Consider the following 14,058-nt stretch of genomic DNA (forward strand, 5'->3'; position numbering starts at 1 on the left):
TCTTGGTGCGACCTTCAGGTTGTAGAGTGAAATCAATTAGCCCTCTAGATTGGCGATTGATAACTAAAAGGGAAAATAATCATGGTTCAACGTGGTTCTAAAGTACGTATTCTCCGCCCTGAATCCTACTGGTTTCAGGATCTAGGAACTGTGGCTTCCATTGACCAAAGCGGCATCAAATACCCAGTAATTGTCCGCTTTGATAAGGTAAATTACGCTGGTATCAATACCAACAACTTTGCCCAAGATGAATTAGTAGAGGTTGAAGCACCAAAGGCTAAACCGCCGAAAAAATAAGCAGCAAAGCTACAAGGGGGTTGTTTGATGCGATGATGAAGGGAAGTCTTAAGTATGAAGTCCTGAAGTATAAAACTTTCAGTTCTTTCATCCTTCATCCTACCCTACCCTAATCTACGAAAAGCCGCCCTGCGGGTATTTACGGTTTCTATTTGGTAGTACGACAAGCCACTTACAAGTGTTTAAAATACTACCTGATCTCTTCTTTCTTCACCCCCTAAGTACATCAAAATTGCTTGCTTAATCAGTTTGAATGCCTGAACTGCCTGAAGTTGAAACAGTCCGGAGGGGTCTAAATCAATTGACCCTCAACCAAGAAATTACGGGTGGAGATGTGTTGCTCGATCGCACCATCGCCTACCCGTTTTCTGTCGGTGAGTTTGTTGATGGAATAAAAAAGAATGCCATCGCTACTTGGCATCGTCGCGGTAAATATCTCCTCGCGGAACTCGCTCCCTCATCCTCCTCTTCCCCTTCATCAACCAGCTGGCTTGGGGTTCATCTGCGAATGACTGGTCAACTACTATGGCTGCATCGAGATGAACCATTACATAAGCACACGCGAGTCAGATTATTCTTTGGGGATCAGCAGGAATTGCGCTTTGTTGATCAGCGTACCTTCGGTAAAATGTGGTGGGTTCCGCCTGGTGTTGCTGTAGAAAGTATTATGACTGGTTTGGCAAAACTGGCAGCAGACCCATTTTCACCCGAATTCACCAGCGAGTATCTAGCTCTTAAACTCCAAAACCGCCGCCGTCCGATTAAGACTGCGCTACTGGATCAGTCGGTGGTGGCGGGATTAGGTAACATCTATGCTGATGAAGCCCTGTTTAAGAGTGGAGTTTTACCTGAAACCTTGTGTATAGATTTGCAGTTAAAGCAAATTGAGCGTTTGCGAACAGCCATAATTCAAGTGTTAGAAACCAGTATTGAGGCTGGTGGTACGACTTTTAGTAATTTCTTAAGTGTTAAAGGTACTAACGGCAACTATGGTGGTGTAGCTTGGGTTTATAACCGCGCTGGAGAACCCTGTCGAGTTTGTGGTACAGCAATTCAACGGATTAGGTTAGCTGGGCGATCTAGTCACTTTTGCTCCCAGTGTCAAACGCTACGGGGAGTTAGGAGTTAGGAGTTTGGAGTTTGGAGTTTGGAGTTTGGAGTTTTTACTTCTAACTCGTAACTCTCTTAGAATGCAGATGAAACAAGTTACAAATTTGAGAGAGGGATTCATGGCAGTCAAAAAAGGAGATATGGTTCGCGCTGTCCGCGAGAAACTAGAAAACAGTCTGGAGGCAAAAGCCAGTGATACTCGTTTTCCTTCTTATTTGTTTGAAACCAAGGGCGAAATTGTAGATGTCAAAGGTGATTACGCTCTGATTAAGTTTGGGAAAGTGCCGACACCTAATATTTGGTTACGTATGGATCAACTCGAAGAGTTTAAATAATAAAATCTCTTCAAAATAAAGTCTTTAGACTTACCCACATCCTGCCCTGTAGTGAAGTAGGGCGGCTTAGAGCTACTGTCCACTTAAACTGGACTGAAATCTTTGCTTAGTGTTCTTTAGAGGACTTTAGCTATTAGCAGGGGAATCAAATTCCCCTGCGGGATGACAGCAAAGCGCTTGATTTGGCAAATATGGGTAATGATAAAGGCTGAGGTCTGGGGCTACACAAACAAAACCTACCAACTCAGAGCTTACACAAATATTATTTTTCTAATGAAGTCTAACTCAAATACTTGCTCTAAGCGTACCCCTGCGGGGAAGCAAGCTACGCGTAGCGTCTCGTAGAGAAGCCATGCCGCAGGCTTTACGCTGCGCTAAGGTAATTCGTAATTTAAGGGAAGTAAGGGGGCAAGAATAAATCAAACTATGTTACGCAATCTAATTATTCACCCCTACTTACTTACAAGTCTCCGGATTGAGCGGTGAGGATTGTAATGTGTGAATTTTGAATTATGGTGAATTTTTCGCAACTTTGAAATAGCAGCAAAAACAAAAGGCAGTAGGTTGAAATCCCGCTGCCTTATTTGTTAGTTATTCCAAAATTCCTCACCCTCTGAAAACCAACATCACAATATTAGTTTCGCGTTAACGGCGGTAATCCTGATCTGCGGGGTCACCGTAGGGGTCTTCGCTGGCTGGGCGGACGTCACCAAACTCCCCTTGGTCTGCGGGGTCGCCGTAAGGGTCTTCACTCGCTGGGCGAACGTTGCCGTAAGACGCGATATCTGCGGGGTCGCCATAGGGGTCTTGATTGGCTGGAGTCACGTTGCCGTAAGATGCCGGATCTGCGGGGTCACCGTAGGGGTCTTCGCTGGCTGGACGTACATTGCGATCACGATATTGAGCATCTTCAGCTTGATCGCTGTTCGACCCCAAAAGGAAATCCTTCGCCTTTCGCAAAAAGTCATCTACCATGATCTGTCTCCTGATTTAAGTTCGTGTTTCCGACGTGCGCGATCGGCGTTATCCTCCAGGAAACCCGCTTTAGATTTACACACGCTTCGCTGATCTAAAGTGCCGGAGCTGCGGATGAAGTTATGCCAGTTAGATCGCGACCTGAAGAACTATTATTATAGCCTTGGAATTGCCGATACTTTTGTGCCTCAGATTCTGGCACTCGAATTCCTTCTGATGGTGGAGTTACCCAATGAGCGCGATGTTCAGCATCACGGTAGTATACACGCCCATTTTTAGAAAGATAGTACTTACCTTGCGCTCCTTCTTGTGAAGCATTCTTATGTTGGTTGTACATGTAGTAAAGTGCCGCAGCTCCCGCCAAAAGTGCCACTTTTTGCCCTGTACCCAATCCTTTCTTAGCTTCGGTTTGGCTTGTAGCCTTGCGATCGCTCACTGTTCTACCAACGGTATCATCAACAGGTGGTGGTGCAGAAGCGTTTTTGGAACCGCCTCCGCAGCTACTCAGCAAGGGTACTGTTAGCAATGCCGAAAGCAGCACTGCAAATAGACGCGAAACTACTTTACGTTCTTTAAATATTGTGTTCATCGGATTTCATCATCACCTGTATTTGCTAAAAGCCTTGCTGTTGCAAAAACAAAGTTGGAATTCCTGTTATTTCGCCTGGGAATTGAAAAAACATATACCACTCAATGTATGACTGCACAGCTACAGCGTTTCACCGTCATCATGAGCGATTTTCTTGAGTATTTCATCCTGCCTTTGGCAGAAACTGCATTCATCCTAAGGAAATATATTGTTGATTTTTGATTAATCAATTTAGCGGAAACACGGAAATATTCAGCAATTTCTCGGTTATTTTTTCGGAGTAAATAAATTAAAAAGATACAGCAGCTACGATAAGTATTGTCAAAAATATACTCAATATGACATCCAAAAATACAGTCTAAACTAGAACTCGTCTCCTTTTGGCTTTGTGGAATTTGGGAGGAACACAGCAGGAAGTAAACAAAAGTCAACTTCATGACCGAATTGTATCCAAAACAAAGAAGGTAGCAGATTATCAGGGCATATTCGAGGAATTACAGAATCAAGGTGCGATCGCAATCTCCAAAAAGGGATATTCTCTGACATCTGGCAAGGGTTTAGAGGTATTGGGTGAGGGTTTGAGAAGTTCTGATTTTAAATTTGAAGGGACGATTGTCGGAACTTGGACGGCGAATGCGTTAGTGAAGTGGATTAGTCAGATTGATGTTGCGGTAGTTAGTGCAGATGTACCAGTTAATGGGAAGAGTGCGATCGCTTCTTACGACGAGTTTAAGCCAGTGGCATTGGAAGTTTACGACAAGTTGAACCAAAACTACAACTTAGATGATTTGGTGCCAATTTATCGTATCAGGAGAGAAATAGGCGATCGGGTAAGTCGTGAAGATTTCAACGAGTGGCTACTGGAAATGCAAGCTAACGATATTTTTCAGCTAATGACTGGAGAAATACCAGACTTTAATTCTGATAAACGTGGCGATTCAATCACCATACCTGGAGTAGGATTGCGCTCTTACGCCAAGCGTTTGAATTAATCAGATTCCCCTAAGTAATCCCCGTGCATTAACTCATACTTTACAGAATCACTATGACGAATAACCCTACGTCTCCCATAGAAGCCGTCAATGCTGCCATTCAAAGCCACAATCCATTTATAAACGCTGGCATTGTCAAAGAACAGGATATTTGGAAGAAGAAATCGCTAGACGTACCTAGCTTAAATGCCTATGCTTCTGATGCAGTTTTTCAAGCAATTGAATTAGTGCGAACAAGTCAATCTAGTCAAGACAAGGTGACCTCAATTGCTATAACTGCACAGCAGGGAGTTGGTAAAACCCACCTTCTTAGTCGCATTCGTCATCATCTCGAAAAAGAAGGTGGTGCTTTATTCGTCTATGCGAGCGCTAATAACTATACAGATTTAAATCTGGTTAAGTACCAATTCCAGCAAACCTTGGCAGATAGTCTAAGTAAAAGTGGTAGCCAAAAAGTAATGCAGTGGCAGGAAGTAGCCGCAGCTATGGTAAACGAAGTTAAAACTGATAATTCCTCCACACCAGCAGAGTTAGTCAAAAAATTTGACCAAGTGTATGCAAATCGTTTGGCTAGAAATAAAAACTTAATCAATGCTCTGCAAAAAGAAGTTCTCAAAACTAAAATCAATGCAGATCCCTATATTCTTCGGGCTATTTTGTGGACGCTTTCAGAAACTCAAGCACCTTTTGCAATCAAATGGTTATCTGGTGGAGAGTTAGCTCAACTTAATGCTGATGAGTTGGGACTGCCTAATCCTAGCAAAACAAATCAAGATAGAGAAGCTGAAGCTCTCAAAAATATTCAGCAAATATTGAATCTGGTTAGTTTTTATAACCCAGTCGTGATTTGTTTTGACGAAATAGATGTTAAAAATAACTCTACTGAGGATGGGTTCCCAACCGAAAGCGTAATTGCTAATTTGGTCAAGATTCTCCACGATACTCTCGAAAATTTTGAATTGAGTCAAGGTGTTGTTATTCTCACAGTAATGTTGCCTGAAACCTGGAGAGATAAAATAAATTCTATGCCAGGTGGTACACCTGATAGAATTTCCAAATATACACAACGAAAACCACTAGAATTAAAACACGCTAGTGGCGATTCAATGATTGAATTAGTCACTGTTTGGTTGAAAGAATTTTACACTGCAAAAAATTTAATTCTTACCGATCTGCTTTACCCATTTGAAGAAAGTAAACTAAGAGAATACGGCAAAGTAAGTAAGCCAAGTGTCAGGGAAGCTCTGCGATGGTGTGCAGATAATTTTAAGATTGATGAGGAGCCGCTTCCATCTACTCCATTTGAGAGGTTTGATCTGGCATTCAAAAGAGAAAGTGAAGCAGATATTGGAGATTATTTAGAGAATAGTGACCTAATCGCTGAAGCTCTGTATTTTGGCTTTTTAACTTTACAAAATAAGATTTTAGAAGGAGTAATGATTGAAAAAGTTACAAATGATGTAAAGCCTAAAGCATATTATATAAAACATTATATAGACTTCAAAGTTATTGGTAATGAGGAAGGGAAAGAAGTCAAAATTGGTGTAGCTGTAATACAGTCTTCTCAAGTTACATTAACGGCAGGATTAAAATGGTTAATAGATTACGAAAAATATGACCTTACTCGCGGGTGTTTAGTTCGTTCCAAATCCACCTACTCCCGATATTGAAGCTTTAATACAAGGGCGAATGATTGCAGCCATGCCTCGTACATTACTTAATAATGGGCAAAAATTCGCGCTTTATCCCCTTGATTATTCAGCAAATCTCCTTTCAATTGAGCAAAACTACCACCAAAATTTTTTACCTATTGCTCAAAGTGCTTTGACACAGTTAAACAGTCAAGGTATTTTGTTACAACCTAATCAAATCAGCTTACTTCAAAATGATGAGCAGTTACAATTACCCCTGTTATCTCATGAGACAATTTCAATTAAAGCTTGGGCTAAATGTGAACATTGCGAAATACTAGATTCGACTAGAAAATTAGATATTTTGTCTCAGTTAACTATATGGAAAACAGAAGTATTTGAAGCAATATTACAGAAACGACAGCATATTTTTTTGGCTTACTTGCGAGTTTATCATTTACCTCAATTATGTGAAGTTGTAGCTAATCCGAACATTCAAGAAAAATTAGGTAGATTTGTGGCTTTACCTAATATTGTTGTTTCTGAAACAACTCCAGTATTAACCGATCGCACCTTCGCCCAACGCAAACGCCAACTAGAAAAGCTAGAACCCTCGCTGCATCCTGAATTGGAAGAATTGCAGAGTGCGATCGCATCCCTAACATTAGCCAGCCAGCAGCTAAACAATTAGACGACGATATCAAAGTATTTTTGGGTTGGAGTAGCAATCAACCAACAAATCCATTAGATTTAGACTTACCTTGGATTCAGAAAATTGCTGAAGTTGGGAACTCTAGCGACGGACATACATTTGAAAAATTAGTTCGTAGAGGATTACTAAAATTAGGCTTTACAGGTTCAGGTTTGAATCCAGATGCAACTGGTGGCGCTGGAGGCATGGATTTTTATGCTGAACAACCTTATCCAATAGTAGGAGAGTGCAAAGCAACTAAAACTGAGAAAGTTACTGATGGTACACCTGCACAGTTACTAAAAATAGGTATGAACCATCTTGGTAAAGTTCAGTATGAAAATTCAATTAAATTAATTGTAGCCGCTGGAGAACTAAATTTTTACGCCTTAAGAACAGCTACTGAAAATCAAATGAATGTTATTAGCCCTGAAACACTAAAAAAACTAGTTGAACTGCAAGCACACTACAAAAATTCTATCAATTTGTTAGAACTAAAAGAGTATTTGCAACAAGCTCCTTTTGGTTTAGCTGAAGATAAACTTAATATTTATATCGATAAAGTCGAAAAATCTATAAGGTTGCGATCGCACATTATCCAGCTTGTCAAAAATTATCTACAAAACTCAGGTATAGAATCTGCTGGTGTTGAAGCTCTACATGGTGCGTATTTTGGCTCACATCCGCCACAGCCAATAAAAACAGTAGAAATGCACGAAATTTTGATTGAACTTTCTTCACCCTTAACAGGCTATTTAGGACGAATAAAAAGCAGTGATTGGAAAAGCGATCGCTTTTACTTTCTCCGCGATTTACCTATTAACTAAAGATTATACAATATATCTCTTTTCTTCCCTTCGCGCTCTTTGCGTCCTTCTCTACGAGACGCTGCGCGAATGCGGTTCGTTTCAAAATAACTGAAGTGCGTAGGCGTAGCCAGCCGTAGGCATCGCAGTTATCCCAAAGTTAATATACCAGCCTGATAATTCACCACCAACGGCAGAATTTTTAGCCACTCTGAACCTAACAAAACTTCTATAATTTCGTCACCTGCAAAAACTGGAATATCATACTCCTGTCTATTCAATTGCACCTTACCTAAATACAAATCAAAAAATTTTTCCCCCTGTGCCGTTCGTAGTTCTTGACCACGAATAAATTGCCAGTCCAAACCATCTAAATCTTGTTTATTAATAGCTAAAAAGCCTGTGAAACCAGTATCTAGCATAGTATCCACAGGCAGATTTAATCCATCAGATGTAATCAAATCAATTTCAAAAAATAGCTGCCCATTGCTGCCAAAAGACCCCTGCATCATATTGTGCCAGTGGCTCCAGTCTCATTCAAACAAAACATACAATGTACAGCATTTGGATGTTTAGTGCGTGCCTTATGGCTAGCTATTTCTATATCTTCATCAATGAAATAATCTCCACTATCTGGCTCTACTGCAATATACCAGCCATAGTTTTTTTCGATATATTCTGGACGTACACGCTCAAAAATTGCCCGACAACGCCGATAAAATACTTCATCTTCAGCTTTGCGTCTAGCAAGTTCTTCTGGTGATAAAGTGCGTTCTGGAAAAATTCTACCCCGACGTGCAGGTTGTTTTGCAGTTGATTCAGTCATAGCATTAATCCTACTTATTGATGCTGCCTTAACTTTATTTTATGGAAAGTAATAACGAGCGATCGCACAGCCCACCCCAATCGCTAGCATTCCCATGCACAGCATAGGAATTCCTAATTAAGAGGATGTTTTAAAAGTCCCCTTAATTACGAATTACGAATTATACAGTGAAGCATCCTAGACGGAAGATATATCTTCTATCTAGGATGCTTCACAATCAAAAATTGTTGCTGATACAACAACTTTGGACAAAATGTGATATTTAAGCTAGAGCTATCAGCTAGCAGAAACGGTTAAACTGCCGGGTTTCTGAAGATCACCTTGCAAAACCACACCTCGCTGATTGGCATGGATATGACGCAAAATCTTGTAAATTGCTTCAACTTGATCTGATGCGCCTGCCTTAGAAGCGAGTTCGTCAAGAGAAAGGGGAGTTTTTTCTTTTTGTAGCACTGCTACCACTCGTGTTTGCAAATCGAGAATGGTGGCGGCAGCTTTTTTGCCAGCTTCTACGCCTGGTTGATGGTAGGCGTTGACGTTGACCAAACTAGCATATAAACCAACAGCACGCTCATACAAAGCAATTAATGCCCCTACAGTTCGGGGGTTAACTTGGGGAATGGTGACTGTAATCGAATCGCGGTGATTTTCATAAAGCGCTTGTCGGGTTCCTTGGAGAAAACCGGAAAGATAATCGCCTGATGTAACTCCCGGATCTATTTCAGTGGATGGACCATGACGATCTTCCAACACTTCAATGAAGGTAGCAAAGAAATTCGCTACACCCTCACGCAACTGTTGGACATAAGCGTGTTGATCTGTTGAGCCTTTGTTGCCATAAACAGCGATGCCTTGATGGACAATGTTGCCGTCTAAGTCTTTTTCCTTGCCCAAGGATTCCATCACCAGCTGTTGCAAATAGCGACTGAATAAAAATAAGCTGTCCTTGTAAGGTAGGACAACCATATCTTTTTCGCCCCGTCCATTGCCCGTAAAGTACCAAGACAAAGCAAGTAAGGCTGCTGGGTTATTTTTCACATCTGGGACGCGGGTAGCGTCATCCATTTCTTTTGCGCCATCTAGCATGGCGCGAACATCAATCCCCTGTAATGCCGCTGGTACTAGCCCCACAGCAGACATTTCTGAGGTGCGTCCTCCTACCCAGTCATACATGGGAAATCTGGCCAGCCAACCTTCGTCTTTGGCCAGTTTATCGAGGTTGCTATCAACGCTAGTAATAGCTACCGCATACTGAGCAAATTCCAAATTGTGTCCGGCGTAAGCTTTTTTAACTTCAATCATGCCGTTGCGGGGTTCTGGTGTTCCCCCAGATTTGGAGATCACCAATACCAAAGTGCTGGCGAGGCTATTTCGTAGATAATTGATAACGCGATCAATACCTGCCGGATCGTTGTTATCGATAAAGTGAAGTTTCAGGGGCGGGAAATCAGGAGCGAGGGCTTCACCTACGAATTGGGGCCCCAGGGCGGAACCACCAATTCCAATAGAGATAATATCCGTGAAGCGGTTTGCTCTGGGAGGATGAATAGCACCTGTTTGGATTTTTTCCGCAAAGGCTTCGATTTGTTCTAAGGTTTGGACAATTTCTTGTGTAAGTTCTGGAGCTGGCGCTAAATCAGGATTTCGCAGCCAGTAGTGTCCAACCATGCGGTTCTCGTCGGGATTTGCGATCGCACCCTTCTCCAGTTGAGCCATATCCGCAAACGCCTTGTCAAATTTCGGACGCAGTGAATCCACGAAGGCATCATCGAACCGTATTCGACTCACGTCTAAGTACAGTCCCAATCCCTCGTGGAAATATAACCAGTTTTGGTATCGTTGCCAAAGTGCCCTAGCATCCATAGGGAAATCTCAAATAAAGTGTTATTTCAAAAACCAGTTTAATGTAAGGTTATAGCGATCCCTGCCTAGCCTTATACAGTTTACAGTTTTAAGTGTTCGCTTAACCCTCTCCTTAAACATCTGGCATAGGGATCACACGCAGAAATTTCACAATTTCACCCCTGATTTCTATACCAATCAGATAATTATCAAGGGTGAAGCGGTGAAAAATGCCTTCACTATCAAGCTGTCGTAGTTCTTTTAAATCACTCAGTTGCCACTTTTGGGCTAACTCAATAAAGACAAAATCATGCACCCGCTCGTAGGCGGCAGGTTCTAAATTCTTTAGGTCTAGCAAAAAAGACCTTGCATAGCGCATTTCCAGACTCACTAGGCGTTACCTTAACCAATACTTGAGGGCCACTGGCACTAGAAAAGAAAGCGCTGCTGAATCAGAAAAACATCAACAGTCTTATCGCTTCTTCATGGGTTAAGATATCCCACGGTTGCTGCGATCGCTTGACTTGTTGTATAGCTTTCAGCATATAAAAGTCATAATGTAAACCTTCGAGAACGTTCCAAATGTTTTGCAAATCGTCATCGCCTAACTGCTCGATTAAGTGATGCATTCTAAGCCGCAGCAAATTCATACGTTAATTATTCCCTACTGGAAACACCAACAATAAATAGTATTCCCACAAAATTAGCTCCGCTCAAGCTACGCTAAAATTTATTGCCTAGAGCATCGATTCAGTAATCAAAAACCTAACCCACCAGCCCCCTTCCCTAAAAGATTTAGGCAGGGTGGTTTCATACAAGCAGAGAAAAAACTAAAACTGGGTTTCAAAGCCTCTCGACCTTTCGGGGAGAGGAATGGAAGCGGGGTAAAAAGCCATGTCACAAAACGAGAATCAAGACTTATGTATTTTTCTTTCTTCGTATGAAACCACCCTGCTCCCCTAAATCTTTTAGGGAAGAGGTTCTTCCAGGATTACTGAATTGGTGTTTTAGTACCAGAAAAGAGAGCTAGTAGCGCAAGGTGGAAGTCACTCATTCAAAAGTCACTCATTCAAAAGTATTATGGAATGGGCTTTTTAGGGATTTTAAATGGTTGCTCGTCTTGCAAAGTTCTGATCGGCGGGAACCGCCGCTCAGACTTTGCGCTATTTACGCCGTGGCGTACTAGCAAGTCTCTGAACTTGGTGATTGAACCTCTGAACTTGGTGATTGAACCTCTGAACTTGGTGATTGAACCTCTGAACTTAACTGCTAACTCCCAACTTCTAACTACTAAAGATGGTTGAATATCTCATTTTCTTAGCAATTTCTACAGCTATTTTCGCTCTATTCGCTCTGGGACTCAACTTGCAGTGGGGCTTTACGGGGTTAATTAACTTTGGTCATATTGCTTTCATGACTCTGGGAGCATATACAACGGTATTGTTAAGCTTAAAAGGCGTCCCCTTACTAATATCGGCAGTAGCTGGGGCAATTGTCGCCGCCTTGTTGGGTTTGATAATTGGTTTTGTAACTCTACGCTTACGGGAAGATTATCTAGGAATTGTCACCATTGGTACGGGCGAATTAATTCGTTTGGTGGTAAACAATCAGGAATTACCTGTGGGTGACACCTGGATTTCTGGGGCATTTGGCGTCCAAAGTTATCGCATACCCCTATCCACAGAGCCGAATTTGTTTGTCAGATTTGTGATGATTGGGTTGTTAACGCTGCTGGCTGCTGTAACTTTTTTGACGTTATGGCGGTGGATTCGCATCACCCAGATGTCTCGGACTACTGATTTAGCCCAAAGGAAGACTAGTAAGCAAGAATTTGCGTCGCGCTTGGGTGTGGGAATTGTGTTAGCAGTTTTGGCGGCAGCGATTTATATTTCTGGGGTTATTGGACTGTATAATTACAACCCAAAAGCAGGTCTAATGCTGGTGTTACTGTTGGTTTTAGCATTTGTATACTGGCGCTTAGAAATTTTGGTGCGATCGCCTTGGGGTAGAATTCTCAAAGCCATCCGTGAAGATGAAGAAATTCCCAAGGCGCTGGGAAAAAATGTCTTTTGGTATAAATTACAATCTCTCATGCTTGGAGGTGCGATCGCGGGTATCGCTGGTGCTTTCTTCGCTTGGCAACTCAGTGCCATTTACCCTGATAATTTCCAACCACAGATCACCTTTGACACTTGGATTATGGTGATTTTAGGTGGTTCTGGAAATAATGTTGGCACAATCTTAGGTGCGGTGATTTTCTTTGCTTACGATGCACTGACGCGGGAAGTCTTGCCCAGAATCGTCCCCCTTGATGAAGCCCGTTTGGGTGCATTTCGGATCATGGTAATCGGACTAATTTTGATGGTACTGATGATTTGGCGTCCTCAAGGTATCTTAGGGAAAAAGGAGGAACTCACCCTTGGTAAATAACCAGTCATCGCCACTTCCTCTTTTGGTAGCCACTGGACTTTCTAAAAGCTTTGGTGGTGTCAAAGCAGTTAATGAGGCGAAAATCGAAGTTGCTAAAGGCAGCATTACGGGCTTGATTGGCCCCAATGGTGCTGGTAAAACTACTTTATTTAACTTACTCTCAAACTTCATTCGCCCAGATAAGGGACGAGTGATTTTTGACGGCGAACCTATTCACAATTTGCAACCATATCAAATCGCCCAGCAAGGAGTAATCCGCACTTTTCAGGTTGCACGAACTCTCTCGCGGTTGTCGGTGTTAGAAAATATGCTGCTGGCGGCGCAAAAACAAACGGGTGAAAATTTTTGGCAAGTGCAGTTGCAACCGCACGTTGTAGCTAAGGAAGAAAAGCAACTCCAAGAGCGGGCAATGTTCCTGTTAGAATCAGTGGGTTTGGCAAAAAAAGCACACGATTATGCTGGTAGCTTGTCTGGTGGACAACGTAAGCTGCTGGAAATGGGACGGGCGCTGATGACTAATCCCAAGTTAATTTTGTTGGATGAACCAGCTGCTGGGGTGAATCCGAAACTGATTGATGATATTTGCGATCGCATTATCACTTGGAACCGTCAAGATGGCATGACCTTTTTGATTATTGAACACAATATGGATGTGATTATGTCCTTGTGCGATCGCGTTTGGGTGCTTGCCGAAGGACAGAATTTGGCTGATGGTACGCCAGCAGAAATTCAAACTAATCCAAAAGTTCTGGAAGCTTATTTAGGAAAATAATTTGTGAGCTAAAAAATATATTTGCTCACAGAGCAATTGGAATGATTGGAAAAACTCCAACTCAAAGCTTTGAGCGTTTGTGCAGTTGTGTAACTCAAATTTTTGGCTGACAAGAGCAAGTACATACAGCAGTTCATGCTGATGTGACACGTATTACTGTTGTTGGTGCAATGACAAATTCGTTAGTAGGCTAAGCCGCAGCCCGTGGTCTTGAGGTTTATATAAGGGGACAGTTTCGACAGTCAGCTATTGAGGCGATGCGCGAAACTAAAATGGGGGCGATCGCAGTTGGGCATCGTCGTAGCGAATCGTGGGGATTACGCGCACTCGCCGGAGTGTTGCAAGAACGCTGGTGTGCTTTAAAGGTGCTTATATCTTCTCAGGATTTAGGCTGCTCAAAGACATATAAATATTGAGTTAAGGCACCGCTTCATAAAAGTAGTAGTTAGAACTGTAAGTAACTGATAATTGAGAATTTGTGTGAGTTTTGTCACATCCTGTAATAGGCGCTTTACCTCCTACAGTATTTACCCGTTGGATGTATTTCACTTTACTGAATATACCATTACCCATTGAATTTTTCTCGCCGACTTACTTAAACGCTTTTTGCGATTAGCAGGAATTTCTTTGAGAGATTCGCCCTCGAAATAATTTTTTAATACTTTGTTTTGGTTGAGTCGATGGGGGATATTATTCCCCGCACCTCTGAGTTAGATCCGTGCGTACCCGTTTCCGTGTACACGGCTCCCGATGTTCTTAGCT

At 42.1% G+C, this 14,058-nt stretch carries 18 protein-coding genes and 1 pseudogene; 11 read left to right on the plus strand and 8 right to left on the minus strand.

The annotated features are described in order from the left end of the window. Window positions 1-81: 81 nt before the first annotated feature. The 3 genes from V7K85_RS17950 to V7K85_RS17960 all read left to right on the plus strand — a co-directional run bounded on the left by V7K85_RS17950 (window position 82) and on the right by V7K85_RS17960 (window position 1,742). Window positions 82-297 (plus strand): photosystem I reaction center subunit IV, encoded by a 216-nt coding sequence (locus tag V7K85_RS17950; protein ID WP_298918172.1) that lies wholly within the window; start codon window positions 82-84, stop codon window positions 295-297. A 253-nt stretch (window positions 298-550) separates the two neighbouring features. Then, window positions 551-1,426: a DNA-formamidopyrimidine glycosylase gene (locus V7K85_RS17955; protein WP_334815098.1), complete on the plus strand. Its 876-nt coding sequence runs from the start codon at window positions 551-553 to the stop codon at window positions 1,424-1,426. Between the two features lie 100 nt (window positions 1,427-1,526). After that, window positions 1,527-1,742: an NAD(P)H-quinone oxidoreductase subunit O gene (locus V7K85_RS17960; protein WP_334691139.1), complete on the plus strand. Its 216-nt coding sequence runs from the start codon at window positions 1,527-1,529 to the stop codon at window positions 1,740-1,742. A gap of 645 nt (window positions 1,743-2,387) precedes the next feature. Here the strand turns inward: V7K85_RS17960 and V7K85_RS17965 are convergent. After that, a complete protein-coding gene (locus V7K85_RS17965) occupies window positions 2,388-2,717 on the minus strand; it encodes a translation initiation factor (RefSeq protein ID WP_334815100.1) in 330 nt (109 codons plus the stop codon). 94 nt (window positions 2,718-2,811) lie between these two features. Beyond that, the gene (locus V7K85_RS17970) at window positions 2,812-3,306 is read right to left on the minus strand and encodes a hypothetical protein (protein WP_334815102.1); all 495 of its coding nucleotides are present in this window, start codon (window positions 3,304-3,306) and stop codon (window positions 2,812-2,814) included. A gap of 386 nt (window positions 3,307-3,692) precedes the next feature. Between V7K85_RS17970 and V7K85_RS17975 the strand changes: the two genes are divergently transcribed. The 4 genes from V7K85_RS17975 to V7K85_RS17990 all read left to right on the plus strand — a co-directional run bounded on the left by V7K85_RS17975 (window position 3,693) and on the right by V7K85_RS17990 (window position 7,447). Then, window positions 3,693-4,298 carry a hypothetical protein gene (locus V7K85_RS17975; protein ID WP_442940595.1) on the plus strand — a complete coding sequence of 202 codons (606 nt, stop codon included), beginning with the start codon at window positions 3,693-3,695 and terminating at the stop codon, window positions 4,296-4,298. Window positions 4,299-4,525: 227 nt separating this feature from the next. Beyond that, a complete protein-coding gene (locus tag V7K85_RS17980; RefSeq protein WP_334815106.1) occupies window positions 4,526-5,968 on the plus strand; it encodes a P-loop NTPase fold protein in 1,443 nt (480 codons plus the stop codon). A gap of 31 nt (window positions 5,969-5,999) precedes the next feature. After that, on the plus strand, window positions 6,000-6,620 hold the full coding sequence (locus V7K85_RS17985) for a DUF1802 family protein (protein ID WP_334815108.1): 621 nt from the start codon (window positions 6,000-6,002) through the stop codon (window positions 6,618-6,620). 20 nt (window positions 6,621-6,640) lie between these two features. Next, window positions 6,641-7,447 carry a DUF1802 domain-containing protein gene (locus V7K85_RS17990; protein ID WP_334815110.1) on the plus strand — a complete coding sequence of 269 codons (807 nt, stop codon included), beginning with the start codon at window positions 6,641-6,643 and terminating at the stop codon, window positions 7,445-7,447. A 128-nt stretch (window positions 7,448-7,575) separates the two neighbouring features. On the opposite strand, the gene V7K85_RS17995 is transcribed toward V7K85_RS17990, so the two are convergent. From V7K85_RS17995 to V7K85_RS18015, 5 genes are all read right to left on the minus strand, one after another. After that, window positions 7,576-7,938 (minus strand): aspartyl protease, encoded by a 363-nt coding sequence (locus tag V7K85_RS17995; RefSeq protein WP_334815112.1) that lies wholly within the window; start codon window positions 7,936-7,938, stop codon window positions 7,576-7,578. Then, window positions 7,935-8,252: a hypothetical protein gene (locus tag V7K85_RS18000; RefSeq protein ID WP_334815114.1), complete on the minus strand. Its 318-nt coding sequence runs from the start codon at window positions 8,250-8,252 to the stop codon at window positions 7,935-7,937. The genes V7K85_RS17995 and V7K85_RS18000 overlap by 4 nt, the downstream gene beginning before the upstream one ends. 276 nt (window positions 8,253-8,528) lie before the next feature. Then, window positions 8,529-10,115, minus strand: a complete 1,587-nt coding sequence (locus tag V7K85_RS18005; protein ID WP_334815116.1) for a glucose-6-phosphate isomerase — start codon at window positions 10,113-10,115, stop codon at window positions 8,529-8,531. Between the two features lie 112 nt (window positions 10,116-10,227). Continuing rightward, window positions 10,228-10,485: a cytotoxic translational repressor of toxin-antitoxin stability system gene (locus V7K85_RS18010; RefSeq protein ID WP_251959737.1), complete on the minus strand. Its 258-nt coding sequence runs from the start codon at window positions 10,483-10,485 to the stop codon at window positions 10,228-10,230. Window positions 10,486-10,546: 61 nt separating this feature from the next. Next, window positions 10,547-10,744: a hypothetical protein gene (locus tag V7K85_RS18015; protein WP_334815119.1), complete on the minus strand. Its 198-nt coding sequence runs from the start codon at window positions 10,742-10,744 to the stop codon at window positions 10,547-10,549. Window positions 10,745-11,179: 435 nt separating this feature from the next. Between V7K85_RS18015 and V7K85_RS18020 the strand changes: the two genes are divergently transcribed. The 4 genes and pseudogenes from V7K85_RS18020 to V7K85_RS18035 all read left to right on the plus strand — a co-directional run. Then, a complete protein-coding gene (locus V7K85_RS18020) occupies window positions 11,180-11,398 on the plus strand; it encodes a hypothetical protein (protein ID WP_334815121.1) in 219 nt (72 codons plus the stop codon). Then, window positions 11,391-12,524, plus strand: coding sequence for a branched-chain amino acid ABC transporter permease (locus V7K85_RS18025; protein ID WP_334815123.1), 1,134 nt, complete (start codon window positions 11,391-11,393; stop codon window positions 12,522-12,524). Before V7K85_RS18020 ends, V7K85_RS18025 begins: the two co-directional genes overlap by 8 nt. Then, window positions 12,514-13,296 (plus strand): ABC transporter ATP-binding protein, encoded by a 783-nt coding sequence (locus V7K85_RS18030; protein WP_334815125.1) that lies wholly within the window; start codon window positions 12,514-12,516, stop codon window positions 13,294-13,296. The genes V7K85_RS18025 and V7K85_RS18030 overlap by 11 nt, the downstream gene beginning before the upstream one ends. A gap of 206 nt (window positions 13,297-13,502) precedes the next feature. Next, a pseudogene (locus tag V7K85_RS18035) lies at window positions 13,503-13,712 on the plus strand (hypothetical protein); the annotation flags it as partial. A 1-nt stretch (window position 13,713) separates the two neighbouring features. Here V7K85_RS18035 and V7K85_RS36555 read toward each other — a convergent pair. After that, window positions 13,714-13,869 (minus strand): DUF3455 domain-containing protein, encoded by a 156-nt coding sequence (locus V7K85_RS36555; protein ID WP_442940593.1) that lies wholly within the window; start codon window positions 13,867-13,869, stop codon window positions 13,714-13,716. Between the last annotated feature and the right edge of the window lie 189 nt (window positions 13,870-14,058).

This window comes from Nostoc sp., assembly GCF_036917615.1.
Classification (GTDB): domain Bacteria; phylum Cyanobacteriota; class Cyanobacteriia; order Cyanobacteriales; family Nostocaceae; genus Nostoc.

Bases quoted from the DNA above. Each gene is read 5' to 3' on its own strand.
- V7K85_RS18020 (WP_334815121.1), top strand. From the start codon at position 11,180: ATGGGCTTTTTAGGGATTTTAAATGGTTGCTCGTCTTGCAAAGTTCTG.
- V7K85_RS17995 (WP_334815112.1), bottom strand. From the start codon at position 7,938: ATGATGCAGGGGTCTTTTGGCAGCAATGGGCAGCTATTTTTTGAAATT.
- V7K85_RS17965 (WP_334815100.1), bottom strand. From the start codon at position 2,717: ATGGTAGATGACTTTTTGCGAAAGGCGAAGGATTTCCTTTTGGGGTCG.
- V7K85_RS17985 (WP_334815108.1), top strand. From the start codon at position 6,000: ATGCCTCGTACATTACTTAATAATGGGCAAAAATTCGCGCTTTATCCC.
- V7K85_RS17960 (WP_334691139.1), top strand. From the start codon at position 1,527: ATGGCAGTCAAAAAAGGAGATATGGTTCGCGCTGTCCGCGAGAAACTA.
- V7K85_RS18000 (WP_334815114.1), bottom strand. From the start codon at position 8,252: ATGACTGAATCAACTGCAAAACAACCTGCACGTCGGGGTAGAATTTTT.
- V7K85_RS18015 (WP_334815119.1), bottom strand. From the start codon at position 10,744: ATGAATTTGCTGCGGCTTAGAATGCATCACTTAATCGAGCAGTTAGGC.
- V7K85_RS17955 (WP_334815098.1), top strand. From the start codon at position 551: ATGCCTGAACTGCCTGAAGTTGAAACAGTCCGGAGGGGTCTAAATCAA.
- V7K85_RS18005 (WP_334815116.1), bottom strand. From the start codon at position 10,115: ATGGATGCTAGGGCACTTTGGCAACGATACCAAAACTGGTTATATTTC.
- V7K85_RS36555 (WP_442940593.1), bottom strand. From the start codon at position 13,869: ATGGGTAATGGTATATTCAGTAAAGTGAAATACATCCAACGGGTAAAT.
- V7K85_RS18025 (WP_334815123.1), top strand. From the start codon at position 11,391: ATGGTTGAATATCTCATTTTCTTAGCAATTTCTACAGCTATTTTCGCT.
- V7K85_RS17950 (WP_298918172.1), top strand. From the start codon at position 82: ATGGTTCAACGTGGTTCTAAAGTACGTATTCTCCGCCCTGAATCCTAC.
- V7K85_RS17970 (WP_334815102.1), bottom strand. From the start codon at position 3,306: ATGAACACAATATTTAAAGAACGTAAAGTAGTTTCGCGTCTATTTGCA.